Below are 22,897 nucleotides of genomic sequence, written 5' to 3'. Positions count from 1 at the left end.
CGGAGCTGTCAATTATGCGTGCACTTTATCTATTATACTTGGCATCATAGGCAAGGATGGCGGCTGCAGTCTTGGAATCTTCAATCTTTCCTTCAAAGATCATCTGCTTCAATTCTTCAACCGTATGTGCCTCTATATTCACAAATTCATTCTCATCCAGATGCTGATGGGTACGGATCAGGTTTCGTGCCACATAAACTTCGATTTTTTCGTTGCAAAGTGCCACGGTTGTCCGAAGAGTGATCAGCCATTCCAGATCATCACTGCGATAACCGGTCTCTTCTTCCAATTCTCTTGCCGAACAGTCTCGTCCCGGTTCATCCGCCTGGTCCAGCCCTCCTGCCGGAAGCTCCAGTGTAAAGCGGTCCAGTGCATTCCGGTACTGTCTTACCATCAGGAGTCTGCCGTCATCCATCACAGGGATCACAGCCGCAGCCCCTTTGTGGTGGATATAATCCCACACCTCATGGTTTCCATTGGAAAATTCCATATAATCTTTATATACATCAACGATCGTTCCCTGATATACCCGCTCTCTTTTTACACGTTTGATCTCTTTTTCCATCCGTTTTACACTCCCTTTTCACATAATTATGAGAAACACGCTCCGCGAATTTCTCAAGTTATCGCGGCAGTCGCCAGAGCCTCGTGCAAGCACGGACTTTGGCTCGTTGCTTGCGCAAATTAAATACAGCCATCCAAAAGATCTAATCTTTTGAACGGCTGTCATTTTCTGATTATCGTGTTATTTAGCATAATCTGTAACACGGGATTCCCGGATTACATTTACTTTAATCTGACCTGGATATTCCAATTCATATTCAATCTGTTTTGAAATATCTCTTGCCAGCAATACCATATCATCATCAGATACTTGTTCTGGAACTACCATTACGCGAATCTCTCTACCCGCCTGAATAGCAAATGACTTTTCAACCCCTTTAAACTGGTTGGTAATATCTTCTAACTGTTTTAATCTGTTTGTGTATGTCTCCAAGGTTTCTCTTCTTGCACCTGGTCTTGCAGCTGAAATCGCATCTGCTGCCTGAACAACGCCTGCAATCAGAGACTGTGGTTCTACATCACCATGATGTGCTTCTACCGCATTGATTATAAGCGGTGACTCTTTGTATTTTCTACAAAGGTCTACACCAATCTGAACATGTGAACCTTCTACATCGTGATCGATCGATTTACCGATGTCATGTAAAAGACCTGCACGCTTTGCGATACGGACATCCAGCCCGATCTCGCCCGCAAGCAATCCGGAAAGCTGAGCAACCTCGATCGAATGCTTCAGTGCATTCTGACCGTAGCTCGTTCTGAACTTCATACGTCCAAGAAGACGAATCAGTTCTGGATGGATGCCGTGTACACCAACTTCAAGTGCTGCAGCCTCTCCTTCTTCGCGCATCATAGTCTCTACTTCTTTCTGCGCTTTCTCAACCATCTCTTCGATTCTTGCAGGATGGATTCGTCCATCTACGATCAAACGCTCCAGTGCAATTCTTGCCACTTCTCTTCGAATTGGATCAAATCCGGAAAGAACAACTGCCTCCGGAGTATCATCAATAATAAGTTCTACTCCTGTCAGTGTCTCAAGAGTACGGATATTCCGTCCCTCTCGTCCGATAATTCTACCCTTCATCTCGTCACTTGGAAGCTGAACTACCGAGATCGTAGTTTCAGCCACATGATCTGCCGCACATCTCTGGATTGCGGTGACAACATATTCTTTCGCCTTCTTGTCAGCCTCTTCCTTTGCACGTGTTTCAAGCTCTTTCACCATCTTGGCAGTGTCATGTTTCACATCTTCTTCAACAGTTTTTAATAGATAATCCTTTGCCTGTTCGGAGGTAAGTCCTGAGATTCTTTCTAGTTCCTGTACTCTTTTCTGGCTGAGTTCTTCAACTTCAGCCTCCCGCTGCTTCATCGCTGTCTCTTTTGCAGTAAATGCAGTCTCTCTCTGCTCAATTGCCGCAGATCTCTTATCCAGAGATTCTTCTTTTGAAAGTACACGCTTTTCATAACGCTGAAGTTCAGCTCTGCGTTCCTTAGTCTCTTTTTCAAGTTCATTCTTTGTCTTGATGGACTCTTCCTTTACTTCCAAAAGTGCTTCCTTCTTCTTTGTCTCTGCTGTCTTCAAAGCATCATCAATAATTTCCCTTGCTTTTACATCAGCGTTCCCAATCTTAGAATTCGCATCGTTCTTCAGCTTGGAAACAGTAACAAAATAAGTAACCGGCATTACTACTATAAGCGTAACAACTACAGCAATAATTATAGGTATCAGCACAGGAGCACCTCCTTATTTAGTTTTCATTGTACAAATACAACACTTAAATTCTATACTGTTTTCACAAATATGTCAAGCATTCCAATCGCAAACTTGTATTACTTGACGGATATCTTCGTAACGAAATCCTTTCCGCACCAAATATCCATATATTTTCTGCTTTTCTTTCGGATCTGTACAGGCAAAATCCCAGTGTTTTTTGCGAAGAAGCTCCCGGATTGCTTCCTGATCAGAATGCACTTCATACATCTCTTCCATGATCTCTTCCGCCCGGTTCATATCCACGCCCTTCTGTCTCAGAAGGGCATAAATCTCCCGTCTGCTCTTTTTATCTTTCCTGCTGTCTATAAAGTTTCGGATATAGGCATCATCATTGATATATCCAAATGATTTCACATAGGCAACCGCCGCTTCTGTGATCTCCGATGGATAACCGCCCAGCTTTAGTTTATCCCTGAGCTGGAATTCAGTTCTTGCCATGTCATTGAGCAGGTGCATCGCACGAAGCTTTGCCCGCTTCAAAAGGACTTCTTTGATCTTTGCATAAGTATCCTCTGTCAGTTCACACTCTTCTTTCAGGTGAAAACGGGACAGTTCGCCTTTGTAAACCACAAAGGCGAACTGCTCATCAACAGATACCCGATACTTTGTCTTTGTAACTGGCTCGATTCGGGTAATTCTCATCATATGTTTTATTCTTCCTCATCCATCACTTCTTCAGCATCTGCCGGAGCAGCCTGTGCCGGTTCTTCTGCTGCTTCCTGCCCTTCTGCACCGATTCCGTAATGCGCACGGACTTTTTCTTCAATCTCTTCCATAATCTCCGGATGTGCAGTCAGATAAGACTTTGCATTCTCACGTCCCTGACCGATCTTTTCTCCGTTGTATGCATACCACGCACCACTCTTATTGACCAGATCGATCTTCGTCGCAAGATCCAGAATATCTCCTTCTCTGGAAATTCCTTTTCCGAACATGATATCAAATTCTGCTTCCTTGAACGGAGGTGCAATTTTATTCTTCACGATCTTCACGCGGACATGGTTACCAACCATCTCTCCGCCCTGCTTCAGAGTCTCAGTTCTGCGGACATCCATACGGACAGATGAATAGAACTTCAGTGCCCGTCCCCCGGTTGTTGTCTCCGGATTACCGAACATAACACCAACCTTCTCACGCAGCTGGTTGATAAAGATTACAACACAGTTTGATTTACTGATAACCGGTGTCAGCTTTCTGAGTGCCTGTGACATCAGTCTTGCCTGCAGACCTACATGTGTATCACCCATATCACCCTCAATCTCCTGCTTCGGAACAAGTGCCGCAACAGAATCGACTACGATAATGTCAATCGCACCGGAACGTACCATTGTCTCAGTGATCTCCAGTGCCTGATCTCCGCTGTCTGGCTGCGAAATGTAAAGTTCATCAATATCTACACCGATATTCTTCGCATATACCGGATCCAGTGCATGCTCTGCATCGATAAATCCCGCAATGCCGCCTCTTTTCTGTACTTCTGCGATCATATGTAATGCAACGGTCGTCTTACCACTTGATTCAGGTCCATAAATTTCAATAATACGTCCTTTCGGAACACCACCAACACCAAGTGCCAGATCCAGACTCAGAGAACCGGTCGGAACCGTCTCAACATGCACCTGTGCCGCCGGATCACCCAGCTTCATAACTGCTCCCTTACCAAAATCTTTCTCAAGCTTTGCAATTGCTGCGTCTAATGCTTTCTTTTTATTCTCATCATTCATTGTGTTATTCGCCATCATTAATCTCCTTATCCCAGATTCTTCGCCCACGCTCTCCATCGAACGAATGTTTGTTCTGGTTCTATATTAGTACATATGTTCTGGTTTGTCAACTACATTTTTAAAACAGATCCTCGCGCCCACGCTCTCCCGGAGAAGAAACCGAACCCCTCCCGAAAACCTTTCACGCCCAGATCCCCAAAGCTTCTGACTTCCCCATCATAACACATCTCCCCCTTTCCCCACAACCAGAACACTTCTTCTCTTTTCCTCCCTCTCCTTCTGAACCTCTCATAATTCCCCCTCTTTGCGCCGGATATCTCCCTTTCTCTCACATCACAGCTTTCAACTCTCCAGCACCCAGGGTCTGCCCCTCATAGCCAGCGCACAGCGCTTTTATACAAGTCGAACATCCGTGAGACTTGGCGCGTGATTCTGGTCAGCGAAGCTGACATATTCCTATCAGAATCACTGCGCATCCTCGCGGAGCGTTTATCTCAGTCGGAGATTGGACTCCCACTGAGACAAATTTGCTATTACTCACCACCTGAAGAGGTGGGAGTCTTCTCGACTGAGATAAAATAAACCGGGCAGATTGTCTTTTGTGCAATGGAGATGAGACTCAAAAATTATGGAAGCCACTGCTGACATAATTTTCGCATTCAGAGGCTCATCGGAATGCCCTGCACAACTAAATCTGCCCGGTTTATTTTATTAAAATCGCGTCCGTCTTCTATCCCCGCAGACCGCCCGTCCAACAATCTAAAGCTCAAACACTTCCAGATCATCCGGCACAAACAACTCCCCGCGATAGTACTCCCGTCCTTCCCGCGTATAAAGCTCTTTCCTCTCCTTAAGATGCGTCTCCTCCGTATGATACAGGATCAGATGCGGAATCTGAAGCTCCTCGGCAAGCTGACATGCTTCTTTCACGGTACTGTGGTGCTTTTCATAAGGCTTGAACTTATCTGCTTCTCCATACAGGCAGAACGCCTCATGGGTCAGCCAGTCGCTGCCTTTCACAAATTCATAATCTTTCTCATTGTATGGTTCGTCACCGCAGCAGGTAAACTTCACTCCGTCTGGAAGCAGCATCGTAAACCCGAACTGCTTTGCCTTCGTGGAAAAAATATCGAAAAAAGTGACCGGACAGCCAAGGATTTCCTTTGTCTCTCCGTGATGCACCGGCACAAAAAGAATCCGGTCATCAAAATATTTCGTCACCTTTTTCTGGATCGTAAGTTCTGCGATCGTGCGGATCGATCTTGCCAGCTCTTCATGGCAGTAGATCCGCAGATTCCCCTCATATTTTCCCTGGCCGATCTTCTTCTGCCCGATCATCCGGATCAGCCAGATCACGCCCAGAAGATGATCGATGTGTTCATGGGTAATAAAAATATCGTGAATGTCTTCCAGCTGGATCCCGGTGTCTTTTAACGTCTTTAAAATACGGTTTCCGCCGCCGGTATCCACCAGAAAATGCCTGTTTCCATCCGAGAGGGCAAAACAGGTATTATAGCATTCCGTTACTGTTGCATTTCCCGTTCCAAGTATTGTAAGCCTCATCCGTCATTACTCCTGTCTCATTTCAACCACTTCACCTGCACATTTGTAAATACTTCCTCCCGGCACAAATCCTCTCACCGAAGAAAGTGGATAAATATTGGTATGCGGTCCTACTACACTTCCCGGGTTCAGAATGGTTCCACATCCGACTTCTACATGGTCACCCAGCATCGCACCGAACTTTTTCATACCGGTCTCGATATTTCCTTCCGGCGTCTTTACAACCACCAGTTTTTTATCGGATTTCACATTAGATGTGATAGAACCTGCTCCCATATGTGACTTGTATCCAAGGATTGAATCCCCCACATAATTATAATGTGGAACCTGTACTTTATTGAAGAGAACCACATTTTTCAGCTCGGTAGAATTTCCGACAACTGCGCCTTCTCCTACGATCGCATTTCCACGGATAAACGCACAGTGTCTTACCTCTGCGTCCTTTCCGATGATCGCCGGACCGCCGATAAATGCAGTCGGTGCAATCTTTGCGGTTCTGGCAACCCACACATTTTCTCCACGTTTTTCATACTCTTCTTCCGGAAGAGACGCACCCAGTTCCAGGATAAAACTGCTGATTTTCGGAAGTACTTCCCACGGGTAGGTCACTCCTTCAAACAAATCCTTTGCGATCGTCTCTTCCAGTGTATACATTTCTTTAACCGTTATTTCTTTCATTCTTTCTTTCCTTTCGATGCTCTGCCTTTGGTTTCTTTTTTATAAAATGCTGCTGCCCTGTCATAGCAGCTTCTTAACTGATACTGGTTATTCAGTCCCAATACCCCATTGGTTCTGCTGACAATAAAATGATCCAGTTTTGTCATATATTCATCCGATGTAATTTCTCCCTCTGCCACATAGTTAAGCCCCTTTTCCCAGCTTGCCGTCAGCTCCGGATTCAGAAGTGAACGGATAGAATTCAACACCACATCATAGATCATTTCTCCAAGAAGCGTCGGTGTGATCACCTGCGTCTTTTTATTCAGTGCCAGATATTTGATATTGAAAAGCTTTTTCAGAATCTCCGCCCTGGTCGCACTGGTTCCGATCCCGCTTCCTTTGATCTGCGCACGAAGTTCCTCATCCTCGATCAGCTGACCTGCATTTTCCATTGCAAGGATCATGGAACCGGAATTGTATCTCTTCGGCGGTGAAGTTTCTCCCTCTTTGATATCCAGTGATTTCACATCCAGGATATCACCTTTTTTTAACTTTTGGATGGATGCGAAAAATGCGGCATCCAGATCCACATTGTTATCACTTCCATCTCCTTCCGCGTCATTTCCATTTGCATTTTTCTTTGGTGCAGGGACCCCTGCCACCTTCAGATATCCTTCTTCCGCAAGCACACGGAAGTTGGAGAAAAACTGTTCCTTTCCGATCTGTGTTACCAGTGCCACTTTCTGATAAACTGCCGGAGGATAGAAGATACTCAGAAACCTCCGGACGATCACATCATATACATGATGAGCCGTTGCAGATACCGAATTCAGCGCTGAAAGTCCCTGTCCTGTCGGGATGATCGCATAATGGTCCGTGATCTGCTTGTCATTGACATAACGCGTCTTTGCCAGATTTTTATATGCTCCGTATTGCAGGATATCCTGCATATATGGTGCAGCCGTCTGGTATTTACTCAGTCCGTTCAGGTTCTTTGTGATCTCCTTTGATACTGCCGTCGAAAGCACTCTGGCGTCTGTTCTCGGATAGGTGACAAGCTTCTTCTCGTAAAGCTCCTGCACAATGCGGAGCGTTTCATCCGGACTGATCTTAAAGCGTTTGGAGCATTCGTTCTGAAGCTCTGCAAGGTTAAACAGAAGTGGCGGATTCTTTTTCTCTTTTTTCTTTTCGATGGATACAATCCGGCATGTAAGAGGGGATGTTCCCTCTTTCAAAGCAGCTATCAGCTTTTTGGCCTCCTCTTTCTCTTTAAACCCATTCTCTTTGTAGAGCTTTGGAGACTCAAAATAAGCCGAGCCTTTCACCGCACGCCACTCACCGGTAAAAGTATGTCCGTCTACATTTACCGATTCGATCACACGATAGAACGGCGTTTTCACAAATTCACGGATCTCCCGTTCCCGCCTTACGACCATTCCAAGGACACAGGTCATCACACGTCCGACAGATACAACCGTGTATTTATTCCCAAGATAATTGGAAATGCTGTTTCCATATTTGAGTGTCAGAAGTCTGGAAAAGTTGATTCCCATCAGATAATCTTCCTTCGCACGGAGATAGGCCGACGCTGACAGATTATCGTATTCCGACAGATCCTTCGCCTCACGGATTCCTCTGAGGATCTCTTCCTCCGTCTGGGAGTCGATCCACACACGCCGGCGTTCTTTCCCTTTTACGCCTGCCATCTGTTCCACCAGACGGTAAATGTATTCTCCTTCTCTTCCCGAGTCGGTACAGACATAAATCCGGTCTACATCCTTCCTGGTCAGGATTCCTTTTACAATCTCAAACTGCTTCTTTACTCCCGGTATCACCTCATAGAGAAATTCCTGCGGAATGAATGGCAGTGTCTGCAAAGACCATCTCTTATACTTTTCATCATATACTTCCGGATAGCTCATCGTGACAAGATGACCAACACACCAGGTTACGATCGCCTCATCTGATTCCAGATATCCGTCTTTTCTTTTCAAATTCAAATGCAGTGCCTTGGCAAATTCCTGTGCCACACTCGGCTTTTCTGCAATATATACCGATTTACCCATATAATAATTTTGTACTCCTGTATTTTCACGCCATAACCGCTCTCACAGCGTTTAAAAAGTGAAGCTGATACCAGCTCCACTTTTTTATCATATCATATTCAGAACATAAAACAAATTATTTTCTTCGAAAAATCTTCCGGATTTTATCAATGAAGCTTTCTCTTGTCCGTCCTTCCGGATGTCTGACGGTGATTGCTTCACGCATAAAATATTCCTGGGAATTGACTTTTGAAGTTCCTTTTTCTTTCTTGTAGTATTTGCCGTCACTCTTTAATTCACGCGCTTTTACATTGTCTGCCAGCATGATCTTCAGCATATGTGTCAGCTGTTTCCTGATAGTTTCATCGTAAACCGGACATGCCACTTCCACGCGTTTTTCCGTATTACGCGTCATCATATCTGCGGAACCGATATAGATCTTCTGATCCGCTCCGGTTCCAAAAAGGAAAATACGTGGATGCTCAAGATAACGTCCGACAATACTGGTCACACGGAGATTCTCTGTGTACCCTTTGACTCCCGGCAGGATACAGCATATCCCACGGACGATCAGATCCACCTTCACCCCTACATTTGATGCCTCGGAAACCTTCTGGATAAAATCTACATCCGTCACAGAGTTCATCTTCATGATGATCCGCCCGTTCGTTCCCTTTTTGATCTCCTCATCCATCAGCGAAAGCACCTTTGGTTTCAGACTGGTCGGTGAAACAATAATGTGCTGATAGCTTCCATTGAGATTGCCAATGGACATATTCTTGAAGAAGATGGCTGCATCCTCTCCGATTCCCTTATCCGCTGTGATCAGCGATACATCAGTGTACATGGTTGCCGTCTTTTCATTGTAGTTTCCGGTTCCCACCTGCGTAATGTATTCGATATTGTTGCGGTTCCGGTAAGTGATCAGGCAGATCTTGGAATGCACCTTATAACCTTCAAATCCGTAAATCACACGGCATCCTGCTTCTTCCAGACGTTCGGACCAGTCAATATTGTTCTGTTCATCGAATCTGGCTCTCAGCTCGATCAAAACCGTAACCTCTTTGCCGTTCTCGGCCGCTGCACATAAGTACTCTACCAGCCGTGCCTTCTTTGCCAGACGGTAGATTGTGATCCTGATCGTAAGAACGGTCGGATCATAAGCCGCTTCCTTGATCATACGCAGAAACGGATCCATACTCTCATACGGATAAGAAAGAAGTATATCTTTTTTCTTTACCTGCGGAATCACTTTTCCATCCGTCAGATAGCGGGACGGCTGCGGAGTAAACGGTTCGTCGATCAGAGAACGTTTCAACGATGCCGGAACCTTATCCATAATCGAAAAAATATAATCCAGCTTCATCGGCATCTTGGTCCGGTAGATCTGTGCCGGTATGATCTTAAATTTGTCACAGAAATACTTTTCCAGTTCCTTATCCAGCGGCTCCGCTGTCTCCATGCGGACAACTGCCATTCTGCGGCGCTTGTGAAGGGTTTCCTGCATCAGCAGGCGGAAATCATCATTGATCTCCAGTGCCTCATCATCCGGCGACACATCTGCATTCCTTGTCACGCAGATATAATTCTTGTTCGATACCTCGTATTTGTCGAACACCACATCCAGATATTCCATGATCACCTTTTCCATACGGATATAACGGATATCATGGCCCGGAAGATATAAGATATCTGACACAAACTGTGGAACCGGTACGATTCCGATCATGGAAGTTCCATTCTGCTTCAGACTTGCGATCACATACAGTTCCTTATTGAGCAGATGCGGGAACGGATGATTGGCATCCACGATCTGTGGAGACAGAATCGGTAGGATCTGGTCTTTGAAGTACTTTTTCACATACTTCTTTTCCTGCTGCTCCAGCTCTTTTATCGATAGTCCACAGACACCGTATGGATTCAGCAGCTTCTTGATCTCCGAGTAGGTCTTGTCCCTCTCTTTATACAATGGTGCCACAGCCGCAAAGATTGCATCCAGCTGCTCTTTCGGATTCATCCCCGAACGGCTGTCGATCGTGCTGTTATCCGTAAGCGACATATCATACAGGCTTCCTACGCGGATCATAAAAAATTCGTCCAGGTTGCTTGTAAAAATGGATACAAACTTCATTCTTTCAAGAAGGGGTACTGAAGAATCCTTTGCTTCCTCCAGTACCCTCTGATTGAACTTCAGCCAGGACAGTTCTCTGTTCTGTGTATAGTTCTGCATTTCTTTTTTCATATTAGCCCACCTTCAATCTTCCTTTACACTGGTATGATTTCATTCTACCACTGAATCAGAAGAAAGAAAAGTTAACTTCTTTTAAACTTCCCCGCAAAAGCTATTTCTTTGTGATAAATCCTTTTGCAGTCAGAGTCTCTGCGCACAGAACTGCTCCGCCTGCCGCACCACGGACTGTATTGTGGGAAAGTCCGATAAATTTGTAATCATAAATAGAATCTTCTCTGAGTCGTCCGATCGAGATTCCCATTCCGTTCTCATAATCTACATCCAGTTTTACCTGCGGACGGTTGTCTTCTGTCATATAGCGGATGAACTGCTTCGGTGCACTCGGAAGCTCTGCTTCCTGCGGGAAGCCTTTGAAACTTTCCAGTTTTTCGATCAGCTGCTCTTTGGTTGGTTTCTTTTCAAAATTGATAAATACGGCAGCGGTATGTCCGTTAAGAACCGGTACACGTACACACTGGCATGTGATCTTCGGAGAATCTGCTTTTACGATCTGTCCATTTTCAACTCTGCCGAGAACACGAAGCGGTTCCTGCTCGCTCTTTTCTTCTTCTCCGCCGATGAATGGAATGATATTCTCTACCATTTCCGGCCAGTCTTTAAAGGTTTTTCCTGCACCCGAAATTGCCTGGTAGGTTGTAACAACCAGTTCTTTCGGTCCGAATTCTTTCCATGCTGCAAGGCAAGGCGCATAGCTCTGGATCGAACAGTTTGGTTTTACTGCGATAAATCCTCTTGTAGTTCCAAGACGCTTTTTCTGGTCTTCGATAACTGCAAAATGTTCCGGGTTTACTTCCGGGATTACCATCGGTACATCCGGTGTCCATCTGTGGGCACTGTTATTAGATACAACCGGTGTCTCTGTCTTTGCGTATGCTTCCTCGATCGCACGAATCTCATCTTTTGACATATCAACTGCACTGAATACAAAGTCAACTGTCTTTGCAACTTCTTCTACCTCGTTGACATTATGTACAACGATCTTCTTGACTGCTTCCGGCATCGGAGTGTCCATTTTCCAGCGGTCTCCGACTGCTTCTTCATATGTCTTTCCTGCGGAACGCGGGCTTGCAGCCAGTGTTACTACCTCAAACCACGGATGATTTTCCAGCAGAGAGATAAATCTCTGTCCTACCATTCCTGTTGCACCAAGAATACCTACTCTTAATTTCTGATCCATTTTTATGTCCTCATTTCCTGTTTTGTCTTTTTGATGCGCACATTTGTACGCGTGATTTGTATATCATAGCGCATTTTCCGACATTTTTCAACCCTGACAATTGAAAAACTATGTCTACTTATTAACGCTCATGTTACTGTTCCCAGTACCTGTGACCAGCAATGCGCATTTTCCTTATAACGATTAGCACTCTTCCAGATACGCTTCGTGAAGCGCGATCACCTTTTTCATAGCTTCCGGTCCAGGTGCACCGATCGTATTTCTCTTATTGACACAGGTCTCCATACTGATCGCATCATAAATATCTTCTTCAAATACCGGAGATATCTCCTTATATTCTTCCAGCGACATATCATCTAACGCAATCTTCTTATCAATGCAATAAAGTACCAGCTTTCCTACGATTCCATGTGCATCACGGAACGGTACGCCATGATTTACCAGATAGTCAGCTGCATCTGTTGCATTGGTAAATCCGTGTCTGCAGCTTTCCAGCATACGTTCTTTATTGAATTTCATGGTTGCGAGCATTCCGGTAAATAAAGCCAGACATCCCTTGACAGTGTCGATGGCATCAAATACCAGTTCCTTGTCTTCCTGCATATCTTTATTGTAAGCAAGCGGAATTCCCTTCATCGTAGTCAGGATCGAAGTCAGCGCACCGTATACACGTCCTGTCTTTCCACGAACAAGTTCTGCAATATCCGGATTCTTTTTCTGCGGCATGATACTGCTTCCGGTGCTGTAGCTGTCGTCGATATCGACAAACTGATATTCATTGGAATTCCAGATGATCACCTCTTCCGAGAAACGGCTTAAGTGCATCATGATCGTAGATAGTGCACTCATCAGCTCGATCAGATAATCGCGATCCGATACCGAATCCATACTGTTCAGTGTCGGTCCGTCAAATCCGAGAAGCTCTGCGGTGTATGCTCTGTCCAGATCATAAGTGGTTCCTGCAAGTGCTCCGGATCCAAGCGGACAGGTATTCATTCTCTTGTAAATATCTTTCAGACGCATATGGTCTCTTTTAAACATCTCAAAATAAGCGCCCATATGATGTGCCAGTGTGATCGGCTGTGCTTTCTGCAGATGGGTAAATCCCGGCATGATCGTCTCGGTGTTGTCCTTCATGATCGCAAGAAGTTCGCGGAGCATATCTACAACCAGTCCCTGCAGTGCTGTGATCTCGCTCCTTGTATAAAGCTTCATATCCAGTGCAACCTGGTCATTACGGCTTCTTCCGGTATGCAGCTTCTTCCCTGCATCCCCGATCCGGTCGATCAGATTTGCCTCTACAAAACTGTGGATATCTTCGTATTCCTCTGTAATCTCAAGCTTTCCGCTCTCTACATCCCTGCGGATACTCTCCAGTCCGTCCAGGATCTGCTGCTTCTCATCGTCTGTCAGGATCCCCTGCTTTGCCAGCATCATAACATGTGCCTTGCTTCCCTGGATATCCTGCTCATAAAATCGTTTATCAAATGAAATGGACGCATTGAAATTATAAACCAGTTTGTCGGTTTCTTTCGTAAAACGTCCTCCCCATAACTGTGCCATAGCTTTCCCTCTTTTCTTCAACGTAATTCTGTGCTTTAGTGTACCACAGAATGTCGGATTCTGTAAAGTTCCCCTCTTAACTTTTCACAGAACTTCCCTCTTCCTCCCGGAGTTTCTTTTCCCGTTCTCTCTGATTTTTGGAATAAATACAGCCACAATAGTCCTGGCGGTAAAGTCCGTAAATCTTTGACAGCTCGGTTGAACGCTTATATCCATTTCTCTTTTTAAAATCCGAAACCAGATAAGCCACTCCATATTCCCCGGCAAGTCTTTCCCCGATCTCATTCAGCTTCTGCGCATTTTTCAGCGGACTGATGGAAAGTGTGGTGGTGAAATAATCATAGTCACCCTCTTTGGCAAGCTTTGCCGCCTCCCGTAGCCGGAGTTCATAGCACTTAAAGCACCGCTCACCGCCTTCCGGAATCATCTCCAGTCCCTTCGCCATCTCGTAAAATTTTTCACTGTCATAATTTCCCGCCTGAAAATGGATCGTATGCTTCGCCGGAAGCTCACGGATCAACTTCTCCTGTTCATGGATCCGCTTTTCAAATTCGGTCTCAGGAAAAATATTTGGATTGTAATAAAAAACCGTAATCTCAAAATATTCCGACAGATATTCCAGCACATAACTGCTGCATGGTGCACAACAGCTGTGAAGGAACAGGCGTGGAACCTTCTTTTCCGATACGATCTGTTCTATCTTTTTATCCAGTTCTTTCTGGTAATTTTTTTTCTGCATCTGTTCATCTCTCCTCATATTGCAGATTTGCTTCTTATTATAGTGCAGCTATTCTCTTCGCACAATATCTTTTCTGCCCTGTTTTTCTTTTTCCACTCCATTCCCGCCGGATTCACACACGCTTTTTTTTATTTCTCATAAACTGAAAGTAAAAGAAAGTGATCGTTTCTGTATCTGGAGGATTATCATGCAATATGCACTGGAACTGAAAAACGTTCATTATGCTTACCATACACTGGAAGGAGAAACCTACGCTCTGAAAGACATCACCTTTTCGGTCCGCGAAGGAGAATTTATTGCTCTGGTCGGTCCCTCCGGGTGCGGAAAATCCACGCTGCTCCACCTGATTGCGGGTCTTCTCACCCCGGAAAAAGGTCTCATCAAAATAAACGGCAGCTATCATCCGGACAATACCTCCTGCATCGGCTATATGCTGCAAAAGGATGAATTGCTCGAATGGCGTACCATCTATCAGAACGTTCTTCTCGGTCTCGAGATCCAACACGCACTGACCACCCGTTCCCGCGCACTGGCAAGAGCCCTTCTTACACAATACGGTCTGAATGCCTTTGCAAATGCAAGACCGTCCGAGCTTTCCGGTGGAATGCGCCAGAGAGCCGCACTGATCCGCACACTGGTCCTGAAACCGGATATCATGCTTCTGGATGAACCGTTTTCTGCCCTGGATTATCAGACCCGGTTAAATGTAAGTGATGACATCGGGCAGATTATCAAAAAAGAGAAAAAAACAGCGATCCTTGTCACCCATGACCTTGCCGAAGCAGTCAGTCTCGCCGACCGGATCCTTGTTCTCACAAGCCGACCGGCAACCATCGGGCAGACGGTCAATGTTTCCTTTTCTGATCCGGGACTTTCCCCGCTTGCCCGCCGCAATGCCCCGGAATTTAAGACTTATTTCAATCTGATCTGGAAGGAGCTGAACCCGGATGAATGAACTATCTAAAAACCAGCTGCATTACCTGAATATGCACCGCCGACATAAACGGATCGTTGCCGTTTCCAGAGTCTCCATCCTGCTTGCCTTTCTCTTCCTTTGGGAATTTGCAGCAAATACAGGGCTGGTCGACTCTTTCATTTTCAGCAGCCCTTCCCGGATTGCCCTGTGTTTTCTGGAAATGACCGGTGACGGCAGTATTTTCCGTCATATTGGAATAACCCTTTACGAAACCCTGGTCAGTTTTATCCTGGTGATCTTCTTCAGCCTTTTTGTCACCGTCCTTCTCTGGCTCTTCCGGAAGCTTTCGGAAATCCTGGAGCCTTATCTGGTGGTCCTGAACAGCCTGCCAAAATCTGCCCTCGCCCCGCTGCTCATCGTCTGGCTCGGTGCAAACCGCACAACGATCATTATAGCCGGAATGTCGGTTGCGATCTTCGGAAGTATCCTGAACCTTTACTCCGAATTTTCCGAAGTAGATTCCGATAAGATCATGCTCATCTATACACTTCACGGAAACCGGCTTCATGCGCTCACCAAAGTGGTCATTCCAAGCTGTATTCCGGCGATCATCAGCACCATGAAAGTCAATATCGGGCTCTGCCTGGTGGGTGTGATCATCGGAGAATTTATCGGCGGCAGGGAAGGGCTTGGCTATATGATCATTTATGGAAGCCAGGTCTTCAAGCTCGACTGGCTGCTGATGAGTATCTGTATCCTCTGCGTGATCGCCATGCTGCTGTACGCACTGATCGGACTGGTTGAAAAATGGTATCTGGGCCGGTGTAAAATTTCCGGATAATCTTGCTCGAATCATAATGGAGCAGTAACCACCGGATTTTCTCCGTGGTACTGCTCCACTTTTCTGTTATGATTTTCCGGCTCCGTCCTTACAGATACTGCTGGATCTCCGCCTTATTATTCGTATAGGCAAGCGCATTTTCTCTGGAAATATAGCCCTGCTTTACCAGTCTTGACAGATCCATATTCAGGGTATGCATCGCTGCATTTCCGCTGACCTGCATGATACTTCCGATCTGATGTGTCTTTCCCTCTCTGACCAGATTCAGGATCGCATCCGTACCGGTCAGAAGCTCTGTCGCCGCCACACGCGCCATACCGCCCTCACACGGGATCAGGCACTGGCTGATGATCCCCTTTAAGGTCCCGGCAAGCTGGATGCGCACCTGATTCTGTCCACTGGTCGGGCAGGCATCAATGATACGTTCTACCGTCTGCGTCGCACCGGTCGTATGCAGTGTTGAAAGCACCAGATGTCCTGTCTCTGCTGCAAGAAGTGCTGCCTGGATCGTCTCATAATCACGCATCTCTCCCACCAGGATCACATCCGGATCTTCACGGAGTGCACTGCGAAGTGCCGCTGCAAAGCTTTCCACATCTTCTCCTACCTCCCTCTGATGGATCAGGGACTTTTTATTCTCATAGACATACTCAACCGGATCTTCAATCGTAATAATATGGCGGTCACTGACCTGGTTCATATGCTCGATCATTGCCGCAAGTGTGGTTGATTTTCCACTTCCGGTCGGTCCTGTCACCAGGATCAGACCGCGTGGCTCTTCTGCCAGCTGATAAAGAAGCGTTGGCATCTTCAGTTCTTCCAGCGTCGGAATATGCGCGTTCAGAAGGCGGATCGTTGCCGCCATCTTCTTCTGCTGACGAAACACATTGACTCTCTGGCGATGACCATCTGAAGTACGGATCGCAAAATCCGCATCCTTTCCCGTATCAAACAGTTTTCTCTGACGCTCACTTAAAATGTCCGTCAGCATCTCTGCCATTTCTTCTGACGGTATCTGTGTCTCTGCCTGGATCAGGCGTCCGTTGACACGGTACCAGACCGGCATTCCTTCCGAAAGATGGATGTCCGAAGCCTTTTTTTCTCTTGCCTCACGGATGATCGTATCTATTTTTTCCTGACTGTTTCCAAGCTGTGACATCTCTTCTTTCCTCCATCTTCCCCGTTCTGCCAAAAAGCAGAACCGCTTTATTCGTAACTGATCTTAAGCAGCTCTTCCGGCGTTGTCTTCCCTTCCTTCACAAGGATCAGTCCACTTTCCTTCAGCGTCCGCATATGCTGCACTTCTCTTGCATATCGTGTGATCTCTTCGATCGATGTATGATTGATGATCATCCGCCGGATATCATTGTTGATCGCAAGGATCTCATGAACTGCAACCCGACCTTTATATCCGGTGTTATTACACTTGGTACATCCGGTTCCCCTTGTAACCACACGCACATCCTCCCCAAGGAAAAGACGTTCCTGTTCGGTTGTCTCCATCTGTCTTGCACAGTGCGGGCACACTTTTCTAACCAGTCTCTGTGCTACAAGTCCGACAAGAGAATTGGCAACCAGATACGTCTCCACGCCCATGTCTTCCAGACGGACAATACTTGATACCGCATCATTGGTATGAAGGGTACTTAAAACCATATGCCCTGTGATCGCAGCCCGGACCGATGTTCCGGCAGTCTCACCGTCACGAGTCTCTCCGACCATGATGATATCCGGATCCTGACGCATCAGGGCCCGCAGTCCTACATCAAAGGTCAGACCGGCTACCGGATTAACCTGTGTCTGGTTGATATCCGGCAGGTTCTTTTCCACCGGATCCTCAATCGTGGAAATATTGACATGTCTTCCGGACAAATATTCCAGAACCATATAAAGTGTCGTTGATTTTCCACTTCCGGTCGGTCCTGTAATATAAATAATTCCATTCGGATAATTCAGCATCGGAAAAAACTGATTATAGCTGAAATCATCCATTCCAAAATGATCTGCATGCTCCATATGTCCGGTTGCTGCCATGATACGCAGAACCGCTTTTTCCCCAAACACTGTCGGCAAAACGGAAACACGGATATTGACAAAACTGTCATTGATCTTAACACGGAAATGTCCGTCCTGCGGGATTCTCTTCTCTGCGATATCCAAATTGGACAGGATTTTGATACGGGCGATCAATGGTGCATGAATATTTCTCTGGATCGTGACATATTCCATGATCACACCGTCGATACGCATACGGACTTTCGTCTCTTTTTCAAATGGTTCAATATGAATATCACTCGCCTCGGTTTTGATTGCACGCTCGATCAGCGAATTTAAAAGCCGGATGATCGGTGCCTCATCATTGGAAGCATCCAGATCTTCGATCTCCAGTTCCTCCGTTGTCGCAAATCCCACATTCGCCTGCTCTGCCGCATTCCGCGCATTGACTTCCGCATAATAGTAGGAAATCGCCTTACGCAGCGGTACTTCCTCACTCAAATAAATCTCCAGCTGACACCCGGTCTGCTGCTTGACTTCTTCCAGTGCGAAATAATTTAGTGGATCATTAGTGACAAGTCCCAGTACTTTTCCTTTCAGACTGACCGGAAGGAAAAGATTTTTTTCCGCAAGCTCTCTCGAAATCATCCCTACTGCCTGCAGATTGACCTGGATCTGTGATACTTCTACAATTTCCAGGTTCAGTCTGTTCGCCAGTGCTTCAAGTACCTGATTTTCCGTGACAAATCCCAGTTCCATCAGAATCTGTCCAACTCGCATCTCTCTATGTTCTTTCTGATAGGCAAGTGCCTGTGACATCTGCTCTCCGGTCACATAACCCTTTTCTTCCAGAATCTCTCCGATTCTCAGATTCTTTTTCACGTTCGCTTACTCTCCTTTAGTATTACTAAGTTCTCCACAGGTGTATACAGCCAGTACACAATTACAGTTCATCTGCTCTGTCTTCTGCAGGCTGCTGTCCACATAAGTGCCGGACTGCATATCAAAAGAACGCACCTGGATTCCCGGATAGTTCTTCGCAATATCATCCAGAAGTTCCCGGATCTGCGCTTCCTGTCCCTGCAGAGTGATCGTAACCGTTGTCGTATTCACATACTGAACATACGGAAGTGTACTCTGCGACTCTTCTGCCGAAGAATCTTCTGAAGCTTCAGAAAGCTGATATGCCGCCGGAATACCTGCCACCGGATCTTCAATATTCAAATACACCGGAAACAGATCGTGTTTCAGTGCAAGCCCCGTAATCAGGGAATCGACCTCCCGGTTTTCCATCAGGTCATAAAAACCTTCCTGTGCTTTTTTCAGATTTTCTTTCTGCGTCGCGATTTTCTTCTCCGTCGATGCCTTACTGCTGATCGTACACTGCATTTCCTGCTTCTCGATCGTCAGGTCGTCTTTTTTTGCCACCAGATCCTGATGTTTTTCCATTCCCGGAAAGATCAGAAAACGCGCCATGAAAAAGAGGATCAATACACAGGCAAGCACCTTTAAAAGGACCACGTCACCTGGTTTTAATTCCATATCGATTTTCACTGATCCTCACCTCCTGTCTCTGCTCCCTTTAACACACAGGAAAGCATCAGCGAATATTCTCCGTCATTGTACGAATATCCACTGTAATTTACCGTTGAAAACAGCCCTGTCTCGGAAAGTTTTCTTACATATGCCGGAATATCAATAACCGCCGAGCTGACCGCATTAAATGTAAGCTCTCCCGTCTCGGAATCCATCGTCTTAATCTGGACTGTCATGGCGCTTCCGCCCACATCCACGATCTTCGCGATCATCTCCGCATCCAGATCCGGATAGGTTGCCAGATTGGATTTCGTCTGTTCGACCTGATTCTGTATGGAATCCAGCCGGTCGCTCTCTTCACGTACCGCATTTGCTTCCTGATATTCGCTCTGGATCTGCGGATCGTTGATCCAGTCTTCAATTTTCTCATTCTTGTGAGATTCTGCATAATTCCAGACCATCACTGCGATCAAGGCCACAAGGCAGATACCAAACGTAATCGCCTGAAACATCAGATGCTTTGCAAGACTTTCTTTTTTCGTTACACCAGCCGTGCCCTCTCCTTTCCAGACCTTGTTTAAATTGATCTCTTTTTGCCTGGTACTGATCATGGCACCAATGCAGATCAGCCAGTCATCCACATTTTCTGGAGGGGCAAAATCAAATTCTGCATCCAACGGTTCTACTTCCAGATTCATCGCATGGATTCCGTCCTCACTGACTTCAAAATCATCCGTACTGCATCCGGCGTAAAATACTTTTGTGATCGGCACATCAGATTTTGTGGTGGAGTAGAACTGCAAAATACCGGAAATATTCCGCACGATCTCCGTACCAAAATCCAGCGTTCCTCTCTCACTGAAGATGCGGCTTCTTGTAGAATACAGATACTGGCCTTCCCGGAACAAAATGCTCGTCACACTTCCTTCTTCAAACAGGAGAACGATCTCAGTATCATTCTGGTAGGATTTCAACTGTCCCAGTGTATTCAGATAACACTCCATCGGGACAGAAATCCACTGAACCGAAATCCCGACCTCTTTTGTCAGCTCCCGGATCTTTTTCAGGACATCCTCTTCCGCGCCTCCGCAGCACAGACAGATTCCTTTCTTTCTGTCTGCTTTGATCACCGCATAATCCTGTACCCAGTCACTGCCATTTTCCGCCATGACATTCTCCGCAAGCCTGGTAAGCTGTCTTCCCTTGGCATAAGGGATCTGCGTTACTCTGGCAGATGAGTAGGATGTCGGAAGCACCAGTCTCACCTGGGATGGGTTGTGTTTCTTTTTATATTTATCCAATGCCTCTTTCCACTGTTCAAAAGGATCTCCAAATACATCGATCGGTATCCGTTCTACCTTCTGGATCTTTGGTGATTTGCCTGCCTTTCCTTCAGCAGCAAGAATACATTCATCCTGCAAAATGATGACGGTATCGCTCATCTTGTTCCTCCTTTGTATCTAAACTCAGCTTCCTGTAATCACCTGCTATGCATTTTCAATTGCTGCATAAGACTGATAGATTGGAAGCATGACTGCAATCATAATAAATCCGACGATCAGCGCCATAAAAATGATCAGGATCGGTTCCAGTAATGTAACCATCTGCTTTGTCGCCTGCTCTGCCTCTTCTTCCATAGACACGGCAATCGAATCTAGCATCACATCCAGCCGTCCACTTTCCTCACCGACCAGGATCGTACTGGCAAGTTTTTTCATCAGTCCATCCACCTGCCTGAGTGCCCGTGAAAGCGGCACACCACTCCGGACCTCGGTCACAACTTCTTCAAACTGTTCCTCGATATAGACATTGCCGATCGTTTTCCCGGCAACACTGATTGCAAGTGCAATCGGCATACCACTGGAATACAGACTGCTTAAAGTACGGGCAAAACGTGCCGTATAGACAACTTTGAAAAGTTTTCCAAATATTGGAAGATGAACCTTCCGGTAATCGATCTGATGTCGGACTGCCGGGATTCCCATAATAATCCGGACCAGTGCAAAAACAATCACTACGATCAGGATCGCAAGATACCATTTCTTTGTCAGGAAATCAGAAGCTGCAATCAGAACGGTCGTCACCCACGGAAGGCTGTCCATCTGATCAAACAAAGACTGGAACTGTGGCAGAATAAAGGTAACGATCAAAATTGCGATCGCTACACACAGCACCAGAAGAATGCAAGGATAAGTCATTGCAGAGCGAACCTGCTGTGTCAGCTTATATTCTTTTTCATACTGCACGGCAAGACGGTCTGTCACCTGATCAAGATTTCCGCTTCCCTCCCCTGACCGGAGCATTCCGATCATCAGATCCGGGAAGCATTGTTTGGACTCCATCGCCTCAGAAAGAGGAACCCCTTTTCTCAGATCCTGAAGTACATCTTTATAGATCTCCTTTTCTTTTGGATCCAGTCCTTCCTGGTCCACCAGAATATCCATAGCACGCACAAGGCTGACACCAGATGCCAGAAGCGTAGAAAGCTCCCGGCAAAATGCTGCCAGCTGTTTTGCCTTTAATTTCTTATATCCTTTTACTTTTGTCAGGTTCTTCGATTCTACCAGAAACAGCTCCTGTTCCCGAAGCTGCTGGATCAGTGCCGCCTCTGAAGTCGCCTCTGTCGTTCCTCTGTAGGTTTTTCCGCCCATGTCTTTTGCGACATATCGAAATTTCGCCATCCTCCACAAATCCTCTCTTCTGTCTAACATCAAACCATGTCATTTTCACATGATGGATCTTCTATTTCACTTCTTTGCAGTTCCTCTACAGAAAATGCAGATACCACGCTGCAATCTGATCTCCCCAGAAAACGGCTGCTGCAAGTCCCAGTGCAAGAAATGGTCCAAATGCAAACTGGTCTTTCTTCTCAAGCTTCTTTCCGGCAAGCATCACCGCCGCATAACCGCCTCCGGTTACAATTCCGATAAACATCGCGCACACGGTAGATGCCGTGCCAAGAAGCAGTCCGCTTGCTGCCATCAGCTTGATATCTCCGCCCCCGAATGCTCCCGGGATCACCAGTGCCAGGATCAGCATCGGTACGGAAATGATCAGAGCACCGATCAATCTTGTCACAATTCCCCGCTCCGGATAAAGCAGGAAATCAAAAACTGCAAGTATCAAAATCATAATATGAAATCTATCATAAATCATCTGTGTATCCCAGTCAATCAGGGCTACCACAAGTAATATTCCTAAATATGCAAAAATCACTGCGCCTCTTGGCGATATTACGCCTGATCTGCCGCAGCCATATCTGGTCACGCAGCCGATAAAAGCTGCTCCACCTGTAAGTTCTGTCCAAAAACATCTTAAAGGGATCCGCTCCCCACATCCTCTGCACTTTCCGCCCAGACACAGAAAACTCACACACGGGATCAGTTCCCATGCAGTCAGTTCTCTGCCACAGCCTGTACAGTGGCTTCTCCCGCGTACTAAATTTTCCCCACGGGGTAACCGGTCGATCACGACCGTTAAAAAACTAAAGATACAGGCTCCGAAAAAGAACCGTATCGTCCATAAAATTCCTTCTAAAACTACTAACAT

20 protein-coding genes are annotated in these 22,897 nt (G+C 46.1%); 2 read left to right on the top strand and 18 right to left on the bottom strand.

Going from position 1 to position 22,897, the window contains the following annotated elements; genetic code table 11:
• Window positions 1–25: 25 nt before the first annotated feature.
• The 12 genes from ACYQ5K_RS04270 to ACYQ5K_RS04215 all read right to left on the bottom strand — a co-directional run bounded on the left by ACYQ5K_RS04270 (window position 26) and on the right by ACYQ5K_RS04215 (window position 14,060).
• Window positions 26–565 (bottom strand): NUDIX hydrolase, encoded by a 540-nt coding sequence (locus ACYQ5K_RS04270; protein ID WP_459777289.1) that lies wholly within the window; start codon window positions 563–565, stop codon window positions 26–28.
• 180 nt (window positions 566–745) lie between these two features.
• Window positions 746–2,296, bottom strand: coding sequence for a ribonuclease Y (rny, locus tag ACYQ5K_RS04265; RefSeq protein WP_008372294.1), 1,551 nt, complete (start codon window positions 2,294–2,296; stop codon window positions 746–748).
• Window positions 2,297–2,368: 72 nt separating this feature from the next.
• Complete coding sequence (locus tag ACYQ5K_RS04260; protein ID WP_195230456.1) at window positions 2,369–2,980, bottom strand: regulatory protein RecX; 612 nt, start codon at window positions 2,978–2,980, stop codon at window positions 2,369–2,371.
• An 8-nt stretch (window positions 2,981–2,988) separates the two neighbouring features.
• A complete protein-coding gene (gene recA / locus ACYQ5K_RS04255; RefSeq protein WP_459777305.1) occupies window positions 2,989–4,062 on the bottom strand; it encodes a recombinase RecA in 1,074 nt (357 codons plus the stop codon).
• Between the two features lie 110 nt (window positions 4,063–4,172).
• Complete coding sequence (locus tag ACYQ5K_RS04250; protein ID WP_195230332.1) at window positions 4,173–4,394, bottom strand: hypothetical protein; 222 nt, start codon at window positions 4,392–4,394, stop codon at window positions 4,173–4,175.
• 427 nt (window positions 4,395–4,821) lie between these two features.
• Window positions 4,822–5,625, bottom strand: coding sequence for an MBL fold metallo-hydrolase (locus ACYQ5K_RS04245; protein ID WP_195230330.1), 804 nt, complete (start codon window positions 5,623–5,625; stop codon window positions 4,822–4,824).
• A 6-nt stretch (window positions 5,626–5,631) separates the two neighbouring features.
• On the bottom strand, window positions 5,632–6,303 hold the full coding sequence (locus tag ACYQ5K_RS04240) for an LbetaH domain-containing protein (RefSeq protein ID WP_195230328.1): 672 nt from the start codon (window positions 6,301–6,303) through the stop codon (window positions 5,632–5,634).
• The gene (locus ACYQ5K_RS04235) at window positions 6,300–8,351 is read right to left on the bottom strand and encodes a DNA topoisomerase (RefSeq protein WP_195230325.1); all 2,052 of its coding nucleotides are present in this window, start codon (window positions 8,349–8,351) and stop codon (window positions 6,300–6,302) included. The genes ACYQ5K_RS04240 and ACYQ5K_RS04235 overlap by 4 nt, the downstream gene beginning before the upstream one ends.
• A 115-nt stretch (window positions 8,352–8,466) precedes the next feature.
• A complete protein-coding gene (gene ppk1 / locus ACYQ5K_RS04230; RefSeq protein ID WP_173688608.1) occupies window positions 8,467–10,572 on the bottom strand; it encodes a polyphosphate kinase 1 in 2,106 nt (701 codons plus the stop codon).
• A 100-nt stretch (window positions 10,573–10,672) separates the two neighbouring features.
• On the bottom strand, window positions 10,673–11,758 hold the full coding sequence (asd, locus tag ACYQ5K_RS04225; protein ID WP_459777288.1) for an aspartate-semialdehyde dehydrogenase: 1,086 nt from the start codon (window positions 11,756–11,758) through the stop codon (window positions 10,673–10,675).
• 183 nt (window positions 11,759–11,941) lie between these two features.
• On the bottom strand, window positions 11,942–13,321 hold the full coding sequence (gene argH / locus ACYQ5K_RS04220; RefSeq protein WP_008372312.1) for an argininosuccinate lyase: 1,380 nt from the start codon (window positions 13,319–13,321) through the stop codon (window positions 11,942–11,944).
• A gap of 76 nt (window positions 13,322–13,397) precedes the next feature.
• The gene (locus tag ACYQ5K_RS04215; protein WP_459777287.1) at window positions 13,398–14,060 is read right to left on the bottom strand and encodes an epoxyqueuosine reductase QueH; all 663 of its coding nucleotides are present in this window, start codon (window positions 14,058–14,060) and stop codon (window positions 13,398–13,400) included.
• 187 nt (window positions 14,061–14,247) lie between these two features.
• Between ACYQ5K_RS04215 and ACYQ5K_RS04210 the strand changes: the two genes are divergently transcribed.
• Both ACYQ5K_RS04210 and ACYQ5K_RS04205 read left to right on the top strand, forming a co-directional pair.
• Window positions 14,248–15,015 (top strand): ABC transporter ATP-binding protein, encoded by a 768-nt coding sequence (locus ACYQ5K_RS04210; RefSeq protein WP_173688612.1) that lies wholly within the window; start codon window positions 14,248–14,250, stop codon window positions 15,013–15,015.
• On the top strand, window positions 15,008–15,817 hold the full coding sequence (locus ACYQ5K_RS04205; RefSeq protein ID WP_459777286.1) for an ABC transporter permease: 810 nt from the start codon (window positions 15,008–15,010) through the stop codon (window positions 15,815–15,817). Before ACYQ5K_RS04210 ends, ACYQ5K_RS04205 begins: the two co-directional genes overlap by 8 nt.
• Window positions 15,818–15,905: 88 nt before the next feature.
• Here the strand turns inward: ACYQ5K_RS04205 and ACYQ5K_RS04200 are convergent, their stop codons facing one another.
• The 6 genes from ACYQ5K_RS04200 to ACYQ5K_RS04175 form a co-directional block, all read right to left on the bottom strand.
• Complete coding sequence (locus ACYQ5K_RS04200) at window positions 15,906–16,976, bottom strand: type IV pilus twitching motility protein PilT (protein WP_459777285.1); 1,071 nt, start codon at window positions 16,974–16,976, stop codon at window positions 15,906–15,908.
• Window positions 16,977–17,023: 47 nt separating this feature from the next.
• Window positions 17,024–18,694, bottom strand: coding sequence for a GspE/PulE family protein (locus ACYQ5K_RS04195; protein ID WP_459777284.1), 1,671 nt, complete (start codon window positions 18,692–18,694; stop codon window positions 17,024–17,026).
• 6 nt (window positions 18,695–18,700) lie between these two features.
• A complete protein-coding gene (locus ACYQ5K_RS04190) occupies window positions 18,701–19,366 on the bottom strand; it encodes a hypothetical protein (protein ID WP_459777283.1) in 666 nt (221 codons plus the stop codon).
• Window positions 19,363–20,790 carry a hypothetical protein gene (locus ACYQ5K_RS04185; RefSeq protein WP_178024722.1) on the bottom strand — a complete coding sequence of 476 codons (1,428 nt, stop codon included), beginning with the start codon at window positions 20,788–20,790 and terminating at the stop codon, window positions 19,363–19,365. Before ACYQ5K_RS04185 ends, ACYQ5K_RS04190 begins: the two co-directional genes overlap by 4 nt.
• A gap of 45 nt (window positions 20,791–20,835) precedes the next feature.
• A complete protein-coding gene (locus ACYQ5K_RS04180; RefSeq protein ID WP_178024724.1) occupies window positions 20,836–22,029 on the bottom strand; it encodes a type II secretion system F family protein in 1,194 nt (397 codons plus the stop codon).
• A gap of 85 nt (window positions 22,030–22,114) precedes the next feature.
• Window positions 22,115–22,897, bottom strand: coding sequence for a prepilin peptidase (locus ACYQ5K_RS04175; RefSeq protein ID WP_178024726.1), 783 nt, complete (start codon window positions 22,895–22,897; stop codon window positions 22,115–22,117).

The sequence above is a fragment of the Allocoprococcus similis genome (assembly GCF_054660775.1).
Note: the sequence above shows the minus strand (reverse complement) of the source record. Positions and strands in the feature narration are given on the sequence as shown.